This is a genomic window from Streptomyces sp. NPDC003943 (genome assembly GCF_053605265.1).
In genome coordinates this window covers 1-16,478 of record NZ_JBSGIW010000012.1, presented here as the reverse complement: position 1 = coordinate 16,478, position 16,478 = coordinate 1, and the positions used below count along the sequence as shown (strand labels likewise).

The 16,478-nt window shown below is 73.4% G+C and carries 8 protein-coding genes and 1 rRNA gene; 6 read left to right on the top strand and 3 right to left on the bottom strand.

What is annotated here, in order from left to right:
* Window positions 1-16 precede the first annotated feature (16 nt).
* Both ACWEV0_RS07465 and ACWEV0_RS07460 read left to right on the top strand, forming a co-directional pair.
* Window positions 17-2,161: an asparagine synthase-related protein gene (locus tag ACWEV0_RS07465; protein ID WP_453147334.1), complete on the top strand. Its 2,145-nt coding sequence runs from the start codon at window positions 17-19 to the stop codon at window positions 2,159-2,161.
* Window positions 2,162-2,250: 89 nt separating this feature from the next.
* Window positions 2,251-6,036 carry an AfsR/SARP family transcriptional regulator gene (locus ACWEV0_RS07460; protein WP_453147332.1) on the top strand — a complete coding sequence of 1,262 codons (3,786 nt, stop codon included), beginning with the start codon at window positions 2,251-2,253 and terminating at the stop codon, window positions 6,034-6,036.
* 18 nt (window positions 6,037-6,054) lie between these two features.
* Here the strand turns inward: ACWEV0_RS07460 and ACWEV0_RS07455 are convergent, their stop codons facing one another.
* Entirely contained in the window at window positions 6,055-8,052 is a 1,998-nt protein-coding gene (locus tag ACWEV0_RS07455) for a sigma-70 family RNA polymerase sigma factor (protein WP_453147330.1), read from the bottom strand.
* Window positions 8,053-8,247: 195 nt separating this feature from the next.
* Window positions 8,248-9,021: a TetR/AcrR family transcriptional regulator gene (locus ACWEV0_RS07450; RefSeq protein ID WP_453147328.1), complete on the bottom strand. Its 774-nt coding sequence runs from the start codon at window positions 9,019-9,021 to the stop codon at window positions 8,248-8,250.
* A 353-nt stretch (window positions 9,022-9,374) separates the two neighbouring features.
* Between ACWEV0_RS07450 and ACWEV0_RS07445 the strand changes: the two genes are divergently transcribed.
* Window positions 9,375-10,751 carry an NAD(P)/FAD-dependent oxidoreductase gene (locus ACWEV0_RS07445; RefSeq protein WP_453147327.1) on the top strand — a complete coding sequence of 459 codons (1,377 nt, stop codon included), beginning with the start codon at window positions 9,375-9,377 and terminating at the stop codon, window positions 10,749-10,751.
* A gap of 106 nt (window positions 10,752-10,857) precedes the next feature.
* The gene (locus tag ACWEV0_RS07440; RefSeq protein WP_453147325.1) at window positions 10,858-12,525 is read left to right on the top strand and encodes an ATP-binding SpoIIE family protein phosphatase; all 1,668 of its coding nucleotides are present in this window, start codon (window positions 10,858-10,860) and stop codon (window positions 12,523-12,525) included.
* Between the two features lie 24 nt (window positions 12,526-12,549).
* Here ACWEV0_RS07440 and ACWEV0_RS07435 read toward each other — a convergent pair whose 3' ends face one another.
* A complete protein-coding gene (locus ACWEV0_RS07435; protein WP_453147476.1) occupies window positions 12,550-13,818 on the bottom strand; it encodes an MFS transporter in 1,269 nt (422 codons plus the stop codon).
* 154 nt (window positions 13,819-13,972) lie between these two features.
* Here ACWEV0_RS07435 and ACWEV0_RS07430 point away from each other — a divergent pair, with 154 nt between their 5' ends.
* Window positions 13,973-14,539 (top strand): MarR family winged helix-turn-helix transcriptional regulator, encoded by a 567-nt coding sequence (locus tag ACWEV0_RS07430; RefSeq protein ID WP_453147324.1) that lies wholly within the window; start codon window positions 13,973-13,975, stop codon window positions 14,537-14,539.
* Between the two features lie 634 nt (window positions 14,540-15,173).
* Window positions 15,174-16,478, top strand: a 16S ribosomal RNA gene (locus ACWEV0_RS07425); the annotation flags it as partial.

The window sequence follows — 16,478 nt, the reverse complement described above, 5'->3', positions numbered from 1 at the left end:
CTTTGTGGAGGCGGCGATGCGGTGGCTGGTGGGCTGGAGCAGTGTCGCCGCGCGCTTCGGCACGAGGGACGCAAGCAGCTCCTATACGGCGATGCCGGGCTCGGCCGGGGCCGTCGGCGACCCCGCCGAGGGGCGCACGGTGCACCCGGTGGGCGCGCAACTCCTGTGGGGCGACCCGGATCCGCTGTGGGCGGTCGGCGACTGGCGCCCCGACGAGGTACGGCTGCTCGACGTCGACACGCACACCCGGCTCGCCGTGCTCGGCTGCTGCGCCGCGAGCGACGACGAGCTGCGGCGCGGCCTGCTGACCGCGCGCGGGGGCGCACTGCGGCATATGACCGCGTGGCCCGGCAGCTACACCGCCGTCGTCAAGGTCGGCCGCCGCATCACCGTCACCGGTGATCTCGCGGGCGCCCGCCCGGTGTTCCACACCCCCTGGGCCGGCGGCACGGCCTATGCCACGGCAGCGCTGCCGCTCGCCGACCTCGCCGAGGCCCAGCTCGACATCGGCCACCTCGCCGCCCTGCTCGCCTGCCCCGAGACCCCCGAGGCGCTGCGCGACTCCACCCCCTACGAGGGCGTGCGCCGGGTGCCGCCCGGCCATGCGCTCATCCTGCGCGAGGGCTCGCGCGAGATCACCGGCTACGAGACGGTCTCCTCGCTCGCCGTCGCCGCGCCCGAGGCCGACCCGAAGCAGGCCGTCGAGGCCGTACGGGACGCGCTCGTCGAGGCCGTACGGGCCCGGCTCACCGCGCCCCGGCACGCCCCCGAGGTCCCGCTGCCCGACCCCGGCCCGGTGCCCGGCATGGGGCCCGCCGACCGGCGCGCGGCCCGCGGCGGCGCCCCCGCGCCCGGCATCGGCGCCGACCTGTCCGGCGGCAGCGCCTCCGGCACCCTCGCCCTGCTCGCGGCCGGGCTGCCCGGCGTGCCCGGCACGATCCTCGGCCACGGCACGGGCGCGGGGGAGCGGCTGCTCGCCGTCACCTTCAACGACCTGGCCGGACCCGGCAGCCCGGAGAGCCAGGACGAACTGGTCCGCGCCCGCGAGATCGCCGCCAACCCGCGGCTGCACCACGTGGTCGTCGCGGCCGGCGATGAGGCGCTGCCGTACGCGGACCTCGACGGACCGCTGACCGACGAGCCGGGCCCGTCCCTGGTGTCGGCCGAACGGCACCGGCGGCGGCTCGCGGCCGGCAGCGCCGACCACTTCACCGGCTTCGGCGCCCGCCAGGTCCTGGACGCCCACCCGGCGCGCCTCGCCGACCTCCTGATGGACCGCCGGCGCCGCTCCCTGGTGCGCCCGGTGACCGCGCTCGCCAAGGCCAGCGGCCCGTCGGCGGGGGCTCTTCTGGTCCCCCTCCAGGTGTACCGGGCGGCGCGGCGGCTGGCCCGTACGCCGTACCGCACCGGCCTGGAGGCCGCCGCCACCCGCGTCCTTGAGGCCAACCGGGTGCCCGCCGGGGCCCACGGCCCCCTGGAGGCCTCACTGTCCGCGCTCACCTGGTCCCGGCCGGGTCCCGCGGCGCGCTGGCTGACCGGGGAGGCGCTCGCCGAAGTATCGGTTCGCCTCAACCGGGCCGCGACGTTGCCCGCCTCCGTACAGCGCCCGGGCGACGCCCGCGCGCGTGCCGCCCTCGCGCGGGCCGCCGCCGACCACCGGGTCCTCGAACAGGCCGCCGAGATCCGCGGCCAGCGGCTGCACGCCCCGTTCCTCGACAACCAGGTGGTACGGGCCTGCCGCGATCTCCCCGAATCGCTCCGGGTCCAGCCCGACGCCCGCGCCGGAGTCCTGCGCACCGTCCTCGCGGGCGCCGGCATCCACGACCTCCCGCCCGGCTGGGGCGCCCCCCACCCCGCCGTCCCGGCCGCCGCCACCCGCGCCGGCCTGCGCGCCGCGCTCCCGCACCTCCTCGCCCTCTTCGACGCGCCCCTCCTCGCCGACGCCGGCCTCATCGAGGCCCGCGTCGTCCGCGACGCCCTCCTCGCCGCCGCCGACGGCGCCCCGCTCCCCCTCGACGGCCTCGCCGACCTCGTCTCCACCGAACTCTGGCTCCGCCGCCTCCTCACCCGCCGCGGCTCCTGCTGGACGGGCACGGCCGCACCACGGCACCGGGCGGTGCCGGGACCGCTGATCCCGGCGGGGCGGTCGCTGATGGCGTGAGGGGGGCGGGTGCCCGGTTCGTTCGGCTCCGGGAAAACCCCGACGGAAACCCCGAGGCGCTGGCCACCCCGGCCCGCGACAATGGCCGGGTGCGTTACCTCATCCTCGGCACCACGGCCGCCCTCGACTCCACCGGCGCCTCCCTGCCCCTCGGCGGGGCCCGGCTGCGGGCGCTGCTCGCCGCGCTCGCGGTGCGCGGCGGACGGACCGTGTCGGTCGGGGAGCTGGTCGACGACGTCTACGAGGACGAGCCGCCGCTGGAGGCGCAGGCGGCGCTGCAGGCGCTGGTCGGGCGGCTGCGGCGGGTGCTCGGGAAGGACGCGGTGGCGTCGGTGCCGGGCGGGTACCGGCTGGTGGCGGGGCCCGCGGACATCGATCTGTACGTGTTCGAGGCGCGGGTACGGGACGCGGGCGCCCGGCTCGCGGCCGGCGACCCGGAGACCGCGGCCGGACTCCTCCGCACCGCCCTCGCGCTGTTCCGGGGACCCGCGCTCGCCGATCTGCCCGAGCACGCGGGCGTCCGCCCCGAGGCGCAGCGGCTCGCCGCGCTCCGGCAGCGCATCGAGGCGGACCTGCGGCGCGGCGCCACCGCGGGGCTCGTGCCGGAGCTGACCGAGCTCACCGGCGCGTATCCGTACGACGAGACCTTCCACGCCCAGCTGATCCGCGCCCTGCGTGCCGAGGGCCGCCCGGCCGACGCCCTCGCCGCGTACGAGGAGACCCGCCGCACCCTCGCCGACGGACTCGGCACCGATCCGGGGCCCGAACTCGCGGCTCTGCACGCGGAACTCCTCGCGGGCCACGGCCAGACCCGTCCCTCGGCCCGCCCGGCTCCCGCCGGCCCGGCCGGTCGACCTGGCCCGGCCGCCCCTGTCGACTGGGCAACCACCGTCGGCCCGGCCGCCCAGGCAGGCTGGTCCGATCCCGCGGTCCCCGGCCATCCGGTCGGCTCGGCAGGCTGGTCCGATCCGGCTGTCCCCGGCCATCCGGTCGGCTCGGCAGGCTGGTCCGATCCCGCCGTCCCCGGCCATCCCGCCGGCTCGGCACGCTGGTCCGATCCGGCGGCACCCGCCGGCTCCGCCGAGCAGGTGGCCCATGCCGACCCGGCCAGGCCCGCCGCAGCCCCGGCCGTCAGGCCGGCGCCTGCGGAGGCCTCAGGCCCGGCCGCCCCGGCCGGTTGGTCCGGCATGGCCGGCCCAGCCGCCCGGGATGCCTCCACGGGTGCGGCCACGTCAGCCGGCCCGGCCGGCCCTCCCGCCCCCGGTGGTTGGTCTGTTCCGACCACCTCGGCCGCCCCGGCCGGCGGGTCCGGCACGGCTGCGCCGGCCCACCGGGGTGCCTTCGCGGACGCCTCCTCGTCAGCCGCCCCGACCACCCCTGCCGACCTCGCCACCCCCGCCCCCGAGGTCGGCAACATCCGTCCCCGGCTCACGTCCTTCGTCGGGCGCGAGCCCGATCTCGTCGCGCTTCGGGCCGATCTGGAGCGCTCCCGGCTCGTCACGCTCACCGGGCCCGGTGGGTCGGGGAAGACGCGGCTCGCAGAGGAGGCCGCGCGGCAGGCCGTCGGCGCGGCCGCCTGGATCGCCGAGCTCGCTCCGCTCGACGACCCCGAGGCCGTACCCGGCGCCGTGCTCTCCGCGCTCCGGCTGCGCGAGACGAACCTGATCACCCGCGACGGCGTGCCCCTCCAGGACGACCCGACCGCGCATCTCGTCGAGCACCTGGCCCGCCGCCCGCTGCTCCTCGTCCTCGACAACTGCGAGCACGTCATCGGGACCGCCGCCGCGCTCGCCGAGACCCTCCTCACCCGCTGCCCCGGCCTGCGGATCCTCGCCACCAGCCGGGAACCCCTCGGCGTCCCGGGCGAATCCGTCCGCCCCGTCGAGCCCCTCCCGCCGCCCCCCGCCCACCGGCTCTTCACCGAGCGCGCCCGCGCCGTCCGCCCCGACTTCCGCGCGGAGGCCACCGACGAGGACACGCGCGCCGTCGAGGAGATCTGCCGCCGGCTCGACGGCCTGCCGCTCGCCATCGAGCTCGCCGCCGCCCGGCTGCGGCTGCTCACCCCGCGCCAGATCGCCGACCGCCTCGACGACCGCTTTCTCCTCCTCACCTCCGGCTCCCGCACCGTGCTGCCCCGCCAGCAGACCCTCCGCGCGGTCGTCGACTGGTCCTGGGAGCTGCTCGAAGCGGAGGAGCGCGATCTGCTGCGCCAGGCGTCCGTCTTCGCCGGCGGCTGGGACCTCGCCGCCGCCGAGGCCCTCAGCCCGGCCCCGTACGGCACCGCCGACGTCCTCGGCGCCCTCGTCGACAAGTCCCTCGTCGTCGCCACCCCCACCGACGACGGCGAGATGCGCTACCGCCTCCTGGAGACCATCCACGAGTACGCCGTGGAGCGCGCCGCCGAGACCCCGGAGCTGCGCGCCGCCGCCGAGGCCGCCCACACCGCGCACTTCACCGCCTTCGCCGAGCGCGCCGAACCGCTGCTGCGCTCCGGCGCCCAGCTCCCCTGGATCGCCCGCGTCGAGCGCGACCTCGACAACATCCGCGCGGCCCTGCACCGCACCACGCTCACCGACCCGGACGAGGCCGTCGCCCTGCGGCTCGTCTTCGCCATGGGCTGGTTCTGGTGGCTGCGCAACTACCGCCCCGAGGGCATGTCCTGGGTGGAGCGCGTCCTGCCGCTCGGCGAGGACCCCGAGGACCCGGCCGATCCCCGCTTCTGGCCCCGCATGCACCTGCGCATGCTCCACTTCTTCCTCGCCGCGGAGAACCAGAACGGCAGGGCCTTCCGCGACGACCCGGAGGCCACGGCCGTCCGCGCCCGGGTCCTCACCGCGTTCTCCACCGACCCCGGCCCCGAGTCCGCCCGCTTCCCCGGCCTGCTCTGGCCGTTCATCGCGGTCTTCGACCAGCACCCCGTCGACATACGCACCCTGCTCGACAACGCCGTCGCCGGCTGCCGCCGCCACGGCAGCGACTGGGAGACCGGCGTGGTGCTGATGTTCCGCGCCCACATGGCCGTCGACATGCCCGGGGGCATGCCCGACGTCGACGAGGACCTCGCCGAGCTGCTCGTGCTCTCCCGCCGGGTCGGCGACCGCTGGATGCGTGCCCAGGTCGCCAGCGCCGCGGGCGAGGCCAACATCATGCGCGGCCGGCACGAGGCGGCCCGCGAGGCGTACGTGGAGGCGCTCGCCCTCGCCCGCGAGGTCGGCGCGCACGCCGAGGCGCCGTTCCTCCTCGCCCGGCTCGCCGAGCTCGACTGGCGAGACGGCCGCACGGCGGACGCCAGGGCCGGCCTGGACGAGGCGGAAGCGGAGGGCCGGCGCCACCACGTCGCCGACGCGCAGACGTACATCGACTTCCTGCGGGCCTGGGTCGCGCTGCACGAAGGGGACGTGGCCGCCGCCCGCCGGCATGCCGAGGCCGGCGGCGCGCTGATGGAGGGCGGCACTCCGCCGCCGCACTTCGTCGCCGCCGCGCAGGGCCTCACCGCCCGGATCGAGGCCCACGAGGGCGCCGGTGCGGCGGCCGTCGGCCGGGCCGTCGAGGCACTTCGCACAGCCAGGGACGGGCAGTGCGCCGAGTTCGTCACCGTCGCCCTCGCCGAGGGGCTGGCCGTCGCGCTGGCCCTGGGCGGCGAACTCGCCCCCGCCGTCAGCGCGCTGGCCGCCGCCGACACCTGGCGGGCCGGCATACCCCGCGCCGAGCCGGAGCGCCGGGAGGCCGAGACCGTCACGGCCCTGACCCGCGCCGGTCTGGACGCGGCGGCCTGTGAGGCGGCGCGGACGGCCGGCCGCGACCTCACCCTCGACGAGCTCCTGGCGCTCGCGGAGCCGTACGGGACGCCGGAGCACATACGGGACGGCGGCTGAGGCCGCGGCCCGGTCCCGTCACGAGCAGCTGATCCGGGAGTTCGCCCAGTCCGCGAGCACCGCGTGGCCGAACGGTGTGTGCTGCTCGACCACGAGGCGCAGCGTGTGCCGGCCGGAGAGGCCGACGTGCACCGGGAGCGGCGCGTCACCGGGACGGACCACGGCCGAGCGCCACAGCCGTTCCCCGTCCGCGTACACCGAGAAGCGCACCCCGGCCGGGCCGGGCAGCGGGACGGTGATGTCGTCGACGCCGACGAGCGCGTCGTAGCTGTTGCACTGCCGGTTGAGGTCGACGAACAGCGAGGACGGGGCGTGCACGCTCACCCCGTGTGCGTAGCGGGTGCCGTTCATCGACAGGCCGGAGCGCTGCCACATCCAGCTGCTGTGCGCCAGGTCGACCTCCGGCTTGGTGCCGTCGCCGGCGATCCCGTACTGCAGCTCGCTGAGCTGGTACGAGGCCGGTGCCGGCACCGGCTGGGGCGTGGTCCTGGACGGGGTGGGCCGGGGCGTCGCCTTGGGCTTGGGCGCCGGTGTCGGTGACGGCGTCGGCCGGGGGCTGGGCTTCGCGCTCGGCGTCGGAGTCGGCTTCGGCGCGGGCGGTGTCGGCGCGGCCTGGACCGGCGGCGGCGCCGGCTTGCTGGGCCTGGGCACCGGCTTCGGCGCGGGCGGCTGCGCCTGGACGGGCGCGACGACCGTGGGCGAAGGCGTCGGCTTGGCGACCGGTTCCGGGTCGGAGCCGGTCAGCGCCCACACCAGACCGGCGGTCGCGGCGACCGCGGCGACGGCGGCGAGGCCCGCCTTCGCCGGGATGCCCAGGCCCTCGGCGGCGGCCGACGAGGCCCCGGCGGTGCCGGTCGTGGCGCCCGCGCCGGTGGCCGCGGCGGCGGCGCCGGCCGCGCCCGCACCGGCGACCCCGCCCGCGACGACTCCGGCCGCCTTGAGCGAGTAACCGGCGGCGAACCAGCCGATGACGGCGACCGGCAGCAGCGCGGGGATCCCGGCGTTCACATGCGCCAGTTCACCGGCGGCGAGCCGGCACTTCGCGCACTCGTCCAGGTGTTTGCGCAGTCCCCGTTCGGCCCGCATCCGCAGCCCGCCGCGCGCGAACGCGCCGAGCCGGTCGGCATAGCGGGCGCAGTCGCCGCCCGAGGTGAGCGACTGGCTGACATGGGCCTGGAGATACGCCTGCTTGAGTCCCTCGCGGGCCCGGCTGGCGAGCACGGCGGTGGCGTTGGCGGTGAGGCCGAACAGCGGGGCGACCTCGCTCGGCGACTCCTCCTCGACGGTGGTGTGCCACAGGACGGCCTGCCAGCGCTCCGGCAGTGACCGGAACGCCTGCATGGCGAGGGACTGTTCGGCGTCGTGCATGGCGAGCACGTCGGCGCCCAGATCGAGTCCCGCGAACGTCGCGGTTCCGTCGGACACCTCGGACGCGCGGGCGGCGTCCTCGGCGAACACCGCGAAGTCCTCGACCAGCTGCTCGCGCTTCTGGGTGCGGGTCCAGCTGGCGGCGACGCGCCGGACCGAGGTCAGCAGATAGGCGCGCACGGCCTGTTCGGGCCCGGCCCCGCGCCGTACCGCCTGCAGGGTGCTCGCGAAGACCTCCGCCGTCAGGTCGTCGGCGGTGTCGGCGTCCCGGCAGCAGGAACGGGCGTAGCGGCGGACGGCCTCGGAGTGCCGGCGGAACAGCTCCTCGTAGGAGCTGTCGTCGCCCTCCCGCATGCGCTGCACGAGCTCGGCGTCGGACGGCGGCAGATCGAACGGCGGCGGCAGTACGGAACCGGACTCGGCCTCGTCGCCCGCGAGATGCGCCGCGGAGCCGCCCTCGCGCTGCTGCGGCACGCTCGGTTCGGCGACCCCGGCGCCAGCGGCCCCGGCGCCAGCGGATCCGGCCCCGGCCACGGTCCCGGACGCGCCCGACGGTCCGCCCTGGCTCGGCACCTGCCCAGCGGGCAGCCCGCCGGGTTCCGTGGTGCCGGCGGCGGCCGACGTCTCGTCCCGACTGTCACCGCTCATCGCGGAAGCCCCCGTATGCACGCTCGGACCCGAACAACGGCCAAGCCTGCCACAGAGCGCGGGCACGCCGAGCCCTCGCGTCCACTTACCACTCGTCCGGGGCGACTTGGCGCGTCCGGGCGTAACCGCTCATCCGTTCGTGTCATGCTCGACGGCCCGCCCGGGCCGTCGAGAACCGTGCCCGCCCAGGGGCCGCTACCGCGAACGCAGCCCCTCGAGCAGGATGTCGAGCAGCCGGGCCGAAGCCGCCGCCTGCTGCGCGGCGTCCGGCAGCGCCGGCGCCGCCGTGGCTATCACGAGCAGGACGTCGGACACCGTCACGTCCGTCCGCAGCTCACCGGCCTCGCGCGCCCGGTCCACCAGCCGGCCCACGACCTCGAGGAGCTCCGCGGCCCCCGCGTCGTCCTGCTCGGCCGCCGGCACCGCACGCGGCGCGACGACCCGCGCGTCGCCTTTCTCACCGAAGCCGGCCGCGACGGCCAGGCCCACGGTGCCCGCGACGCCCACGGCCTCGCGCTGCTGCGGAACCCGCGCCGCGTCCTCGGCCGACGGACCGGTCGGCAGCAGCACCTCGTCCACGCCCACCCGCAGCACCTGCGGCGGCAGCAGCCGGCCGGCGCCCGAGGCGACGGAGGTGCGCAGGAACCGGGACAGCGCCGACCACGGCTCGTCCTCCTGGCCGAGCGCCGTGCGCGCCTGCTCCGTGAGCCGCGCCGTCTCCTCCTCGGCTATCCGCCGGACCAGCACGTCCTTGCTGGGGAAACGGCGGTACACGGTGCCGACACCGACCCGGGCGCGGCGCGCCACGTCCTCCATCGGAGCCCCGTAACCGAGCTCGCCGAACACCTCGCGCGCGGCGCGCAGCACGTGCTCCAGATTGCGCTGCGCGTCCACGCGCAGCGGCGCGGACCGGCCGTTCGGCGCCGACTGCGCCGTACGGACCTGCCCGTACGAATCCTGAATCTGCATAAGCGTTCCCCCGCTCATGATGTCTCCCCCCGGAGACTCCCCGCCCTGACACGGGGGTCCGACCGTGCCGCGCGTGCGGTCCGCGCGCGGCGATCCGACACCCCGACGAAGTACGAACATAGTTGAGTCGGGGTCAATTCAGAAGGGGCAGTTCCGTACGGTGCGCCCCCCGATCGGAGCAAGGACCGGAACCCTCCCGATTCCGGTCCCAGGTCACACGAGCCACCCCCACCCTGACCTGCGCGTTCTACCGTACGACCGGTGGATTCGCCACCCCGCGCCTCCGTACCCCTCCGGTCACACAATTTGCCGGGCCTGTGGACAAACCCCGGACGACGTTGCCTCATGGGACAGTGACCGAACCTGTGCGCATTCTCGTTGTCGGCGGTGGCTACGTCGGGATGTACACCGCGCTGCGCCTCCAGCGGCAGCTCAAGGCCGAGCTCCGCGACCGCACGGCCGAGATCACGGTGGTCACGCCCGACCCGTACATGACGTACCAGCCGTTCCTGCCCGAGGCCGCGGCCGGCTCCATCTCCCCGCGCCATGTCGTCGTCCCGCTCCGCCGGGTCCTCGACCGCTGCCGCATCGTCATCGGCGAGGTCCACGCCGTCGACCACGCCAAGCGCACCGCGACCCTCTCCACCCTCGCCACCGAGGAGGAGGGCGCCGGGCACGTGCAGCTGCGCTACGACGAGCTGGTCATCGCCCCCGGCTCGGTCTCCCGTGCCCTCCCGGTCCCCGGCCTCGCCGACCACGGCATCGGCTTCAAGACCGTCGAGGAGGCCATCGGCCTGCGCAACCACGTCATCGAGCAGATGGACATCGCGTCCTCCACCCGCGACCCGGCCATCCGCGACGCCGCCCTCACCTTCGTCTTCGTCGGCGGCGGCTACGCCGGCGTCGAAGCGCTCGCCGAACTCGAGGACATGGCCCGTTACGCCGCCCGCTACTACCACAACATCAAGCCCGAGGACCTGCGCTGGGTCCTCGTCGAGGCGTCCGACCGGATCCTGCCCGAGGTCGGCGAGGAGATGGGCCGCTACGCCATCCGCGAGCTGCGCGGCCGGAACATCGACGTCCGCCTCGGCACCCGCCTCGACTCCTGCGAGAACCGGGTCGCCGTCCTCAGCGACGGCACCCGCCTGCCCACCCGTACCGTCGTCTGGACCGCCGGCGTCAGACCCGCGCCGCTCGTCGCCGCCACCGACCTGCCCCGCACCGAACAGGGCCGCATCCGCTGCACCGCGCAGCTCGCCGTCGCCGGGGTCGAACACGCCTGGGCCGCCGGCGACGCCGCCGCCGTCCCCGACGTCACCGTCGACCCGCCCGGCACCGACTGCGCCCCCAACGCCCAGCACGCCCTCCGCCAGACCAAGGTGCTCGCCGAGAACGTCGCCGCCGCCCTGCGCGGACAGCCGCTCAAGGAATACCGGCACGCCTATGTCGGCTCCGTCGCCTCCCTCGGCCTGCACAAGGGCGTCGCCCACGTCTACGGGCGCAAACTCAAGGGGTACCCCGCCTGGTTCATGCACCGCACCTACCACCTCAGCCGGGTCCCCACCTTCAACCGCAAGGCCCGCGTCCTCGCCGAATGGACCCTGTCCGGTCTCTTCAAGCGCGAGATCGTCTCCCTCGGCTCCCTGGAGCACCCGCGCGCCGAATTCGAACAGGCCGCCGCGCCCCCACCCCCGGCCAAGCCCGCCCAGGAGGGCGAGTCCTCCGCCTGACATCACTGTCAGTGCACTCGTCCACACTGGACGTGTGACCATAGGTGGGCTCACACCTGCACAGAGTGACTCTGCACGGCAACGACACCACGAGGCATACAGATCCGTGAACTTCACCCGTTGGAGCGCCCGGCTCCCCGGTACGCAGCGTCGCGCGGCGGCCCGCGGAACCGAAGGCTCCGTGCCCGCGGCCCGCGGTGAGTACGGGCCCCGGCCGGAGCACCTCGCCGGAGACCCCGACGTCGCCGACATCGCCGACGTCGCCGCCGACGTACCCGCCCTGGAGGACTTCACCGTCCGGGAGATCGTCGGCCGCCTCCCCGGCCTGGTCGCGCTCGTGTACGGCAGGGAGCACCGCATCGCGTACGTCAACGAGGCGTACGTCGCCGCCTTCGGCGCCCGCACCGCCGGCACCAGAGTCGCCGACAGCTGCCCCGAGGCCGAGGAGCTCGGCCTGCTGCCGCTCCTCGACCAGGTCCTGCGCAGCGGCAAGCCCCGCACCGTGAAGTCCCGCCGCACCCAGGACGGCGGCTCCTTCACCGTCACCTGCCTGCCCGTGGAGAGCCCGCACCTCGCCGACGGCGGCGTCCTCGTGCACGCCGCCGACGTCACCGACCACGCCGAGGCGGCCGAGCGGCTCCGGGCCAGCGAGCGCCGGCACCGCGAGGCCGCCGTCACCCTCCAGCGCTCCCTGCTCCCGCAGGAGCTGGAACAGCCCGACGACCTCCGCGTCGCCGCCACCTACCAGCCCGGCGGCACCGACGCCGCCGTCGGCGGCGACTGGTACGACGTCATCACCCTCGGCGCCGGCCGCACCGCCCTCGTCATCGGCGACGTCATGGGCCGCGGCGTCCGCGCCGCCGCCGTCATGGGCCAGCTCCGCACCGCCGTCCGCGCCTACGCCCGCCTCGACCTGCCGCCGCACGAGGTGCTCCAGCTCCTCGACGGCCTCGCCGCCGAGATCGACGCCAGCCAGATCGCCACCTGCGTCTACGCCGTCCACGACCCCAACGAGGGCAAGCTCGTCTACGCCTCCGCCGGCCACCTCCCGATCCTCGTCCGCGACGAGGACGGCACCGTCCGCCGCGCCGAGGACCCCACGGGCCCGCCGCTCGGCACCGGCGGCTGGCTGCACACCTCCGGTTCCATCGCCCTGCCGCCCGGCTCCACCGCCGTCCTCTACACCGACGGCCTGGTCGAGCGCCGCCGCGAGGACATCGACGAAGGCGTCTCCGCCCTGGAGCGCGCCCTCTCCGGCGCCACCGGCAGCCCCCAGGTCGTCTGCGACCGGCTGCTCCGCTCCCTCGGCGTCACCGCCGAACACGACGACGACGTCGCCGTCCTCGTCCTCCAGCACCCGGCCCGCAAGGGCGCCGACGCCGAGCTCTTCCACAACGCGGCCCTGGAACTCATCGGCGGCGTCGAGGCCGCCCCCCGCGCGCGGGCCTTCGCCTCCGGCGTCCTCGCCAGCTGGCGCTTCCCGGTCGAGCTGCGCGACCTCGGCGTCCTCGCCACCAGCGAGCTGGTGGCGAACTCACTCCAGCACGGCACCCCGCCCATGCGGCTGCGGCTCCGGCGCACCGACCGCCGCCTGATCATCGAGGTGACGGACGGCGACGACCATCTGCCGCGCCGCCGCAGGGCGGAAACGGAGGACGAGGCGGGTCGCGGAATCTCGATCATCGCGACGATCGCCTCGTCCTGGGGAAGCCGCCGCACTCCGGGCGGCGGCAAAGCGGTGTGGTGCGAGTTCGCCCTGCCGGACACGCGCTAGGGCGGTACGGGCAGGCGGTACGGGTCAGGCGGCCGCGGTCTCCTTCGCGGCCGGCTGGTGCTGGGCCACCACGCGCGACGGCCTGACGGCGAGCGACGGCTGGTTCTGCACCGGCGTGAGCTGCCTGCCCAGCCGGACCGCCAGGAAGGTGATCCCGAGCGAGAACAGCACGAAGGTCAGGATGTACGGCCCGTGCAGCGACGCCCCCATGGGCCCGCCGACCGCCGGACCGACGGCCAGCGCGAGCTGCTTCACCAGGGCGAAGGCCGAGTTGTACGTGCCGACCATCGACTCCGGCGCCAGGTCCGCCACCAGCGGCGCGACCGTCGGCGACAGCATCGCCTCACCGAGCCCGAACAGCGCGTACGTGGAGACGAACGCCGCCGTCGCCATCGCCTGGCTGCCGTGCCCCAGGCCCGCGTACCCGGCGAACAGCCACGCCACGGTCCAGATCAGACCGACGGCCGCGATCACCCGGGTGCGCCTGCGGCGCTCGACGAACTTCAGCACCAGGAACTGGGCGACCACGATGACCGCGGTGTTGGCGGCCAGGGCGACACCGAGCGTCGACGGGGCGATCCCGGCGGCCTCCGTGCCGTACGCGGCGAGACCCGACTCGAACTGCCCGTAGCAGGCGAAGAACAGCACGAAGCCGAGGACGCACAGCTGCACCATCGCCTTGTGTCCGAGCAGCGCCCGCACCCCACCGCCCTGGCGGCCGGCCGGCCGCGCGCCCTGAAGGGCCGGGGACTCCGGCGTCTTCACCGTCAGCACGATCGCCGCCAGGACCAGGAACATCGCCGACTCGATCGAGAAGAGCAGCAGGAAGCTGTCCGGACGGCTGGTGTCGACCAGCTGGCCGCCGATGAGACCACCGATGCCGAGACCGAGGTTCTGCAGGAAGAACTGCATCGCGAAGGAACGGGTCCGGGTGGCCTGCGTCGAGCACCACACGATCATCGTGGCGAGCGCCGGCTGCATCACCGCCGTACCGGCACCGAGCAGCGCCGCCGAGCCGACGGCCGCGGGCACGGACGACGCGAGGCCCATCCCGAGCGCGCCGGCCGCGGCCAGCAGCGAGGCCACGAGCAGTACGGGCACCGGCCCGCGCCGGTCGATGGCCCGCCCGCTGAAGGGCAGGACGACGAGCGCTGCCATGGCGAAGACGGCCAGGACGACACCCGCTGTGCTCGCACCCAGATCGCGCACCTGAGCGACGTACACATAGAGGTACGGCACGGTGAAGCCGAGTCCGAACGCGCTCAGCGCGCTGCCTGCCTGAATCCGGCGCATCGCGGCGCCCGTCCCCTTGGTCACACTCACCCACTTCGGTCGCGGGTTCAGTGCTGTAGCCCTGAACCCTGAAGACTTCAATCCTAAAGTTCGATCCTTAACGATACACATAGAAGGACTTCAACGCCAACGAGCACCGTGGGATACTCGCCGCATGTCCGACACCCCCGCGCCGCCCGGCCCCCAGGCCCCGCAGGAGCCGAGCCTCGACGAGCAGATCGCCGCCTACCAGCGCGAGTTCCGCGACCTCGACCCCCAGGTCGAGAAGGTGGTCTCCGCCCTGGGCCGGCTGAACCGCCGGATGAACGTGGCGTACGGCCGCCAGGTCGCCGACCTCGGCATCAGCAACGCCGAGTGGGAGGTCCTCAAGACCCTCGTCCTCTCCGGCGCCCCCTACCGCCTGGGCCCCGGCGAGCTCGCCAAGCGCCTCGGCCTGACCCCGGCCGCCATGACCCACCGCATCGACCGCATGGCGGGGGAGGGCCTGGTCACCCGCGACCGCGACGAGAACAACCGCGTGCGCGTGATCGTCGAGCTGACGGACGAGGGCCGCCAGAAGTGGCTGGAGGCCATGCGTATGGCGACCGACTTCGAGGAAGAGCTCCTCCAGGACCTGACGTCGGAGGAGCGCGGGGCTCTCGGCGAGATGCTCATCCGCCTGCTGCGGCGCGTGGAGCTCACCCAGCCGGACGCGGGCGGCCGGCTGACGGACCTGGACTGACGTTCGGGCTGCCGAGGCACCCTTGACACGCCCCTTGTGGGTGCGTAGTGTTCTCCGAGTTGTCACGGAGCCGGAACGGTTCTTCGACAGCCATCCCGCCGCAGATGCGGCACCTCAACTCCGCACGATCTCCCCACCGGGACGAATTTCGGCATGCCGAAATTCATTTCGAAGACTCGATTATGAGCCGCCGGGGAAATCCGCTAGAGTTTGAGACGTCGGAACGGCCCAACAGCCGGAAAGACAAACCCCGCTGACCGGGGATCAGACGCCGAAAGGATCTGATAGAGTCGGAAACGCCGGAAGGGCCCGGAACGACGAAAGTCGAAAGGGACCGGAAAGCACCGAGGAAATCGGATCGGAAAGATCTGATAGAGTCGGAAACGAAGGAAGCGCCCGGAGGAAAGCCCGCGAGGGTGAGTACAAAGGAAGCGTCCGCACCTTGAGAACTCAACAGCGTGCCAAAAATCAACGCCAGATTAGTTGATACCCCGTCCATCTTCGGATGGTCGAGGTTCCTTTGAAAAAGTCCTTCCGCGAGGAAGGCGCACAGCGAGGACGCTGTGAACAGTCGGCCACATTCCGGTCTGACTGTTCCGCTCTCGTGTGTGTTGCACCGGATTACCGGTAAACATTCACGGAGAGTTTGATCCTGGCTCAGGACGAACGCTGGCGGCGTGCTTAACACATGCAAGTCGAACGATGAAGCCCTTCGGGGTGGATTAGTGGCGAACGGGTGAGTAACACGTGGGCAATCTGCCCTTCACTCTGGGACAAGCCCTGGAAACGGGGTCTAATACCGGATACGACTGCGGGAGGCATCTCCTGCGGTGGAAAGCTCCGGCGGTGAAGGATGAGCCCGCGGCCTATCAGCTTGTTGGTGAGGTAACGGCTCACCAAGGCGACGACGGGTAGCCGGCCTGAGAGGGCGACCGGCCACACTGGGACTGAGACACGGCCCAGACTCCTACGGGAGGCAGCAGTGGGGAATATTGCACAATGGGCGAAAGCCTGATGCAGCGACGCCGCGTGAGGGATGACGGCCTTCGGGTTGTAAACCTCTTTCAGCAGGGAAGAAGCGAAAGTGACGGTACCTGCAGAAGAAGCGCCGGCTAACTACGTGCCAGCAGCCGCGGTAATACGTAGGGCGCAAGCGTTGTCCGGAATTATTGGGCGTAAAGAGCTCGTAGGCGGCTTGTCACGTCGGGTGTGAAAGCCCGGGGCTTAACCCCGGGTCTGCATCCGATACGGGCAGGCTAGAGTGTGGTAGGGGAGATCGGAATTCCTGGTGTAGCGGTGAAATGCGCAGATATCAGGAGGAACACCGGTGGCGAAGGCGGATCTCTGGGCCATTACTGACGCTGAGGAGCGAAAGCGTGGGGAGCGAACAGGATTAGATACCCTGGTAGTCCACGCCGTAAACGTTGGGAACTAGGTGTTGGCGACATTCCACGTCGTCGGTGCCGCAGCTAACGCATTAAGTTCCCCGCCTGGGGAGTACGGCCGCAAGGCTAAAACTCAAAGGAATTGACGGGGGCCCGCACAAGCAGCGGAGCATGTGGCTTAATTCGACGCAACGCGAAGAACCTTACCAAGGCTTGACATATACCGGAAACACCCAGAGATGGGTGCCCCCTTGTGGTCGGTATACAGGTGGTGCATGGCTGTCGTCAGCTCGTGTCGTGAGATGTTGGGTTAAGTCCCGCAACGAGCGCAACCCTTGTCCTGTGTTGCCAGCATGCCCTTCGGGGTGATGGGGACTCACAGGAGACCGCCGGGGTCAACTCGGAGGAAGGTGGGGACGACGTCAAGTCATCATGCCCCTTATGTCTTGGGCTGCACACGTGCTACAATGGCCGGTACAAAGAGCTGCGATGCCGTGAGGCGGAGCGAATCTCAAAAAGCCGGTCTCAGTTCGGATTGGGGTCTGCAACTCGAC

Bases quoted from the DNA above. Each gene is read 5' to 3' on its own strand.
- ACWEV0_RS07465 (WP_453147334.1), top strand. From the start codon at position 17: ATGCGGTGGCTGGTGGGCTGGAGCAGTGTCGCCGCGCGCTTCGGCACG.
- ACWEV0_RS07455 (WP_453147330.1), bottom strand. From the start codon at position 8,052: ATGAGCGGTGACAGTCGGGACGAGACGTCGGCCGCCGCCGGCACCACG.
- ACWEV0_RS07450 (WP_453147328.1), bottom strand. From the start codon at position 9,021: ATGCAGATTCAGGATTCGTACGGGCAGGTCCGTACGGCGCAGTCGGCG.
- ACWEV0_RS07435 (WP_453147476.1), bottom strand. From the start codon at position 13,818: ATGCGCCGGATTCAGGCAGGCAGCGCGCTGAGCGCGTTCGGACTCGGC.
- ACWEV0_RS07430 (WP_453147324.1), top strand. From the start codon at position 13,973: ATGTCCGACACCCCCGCGCCGCCCGGCCCCCAGGCCCCGCAGGAGCCG.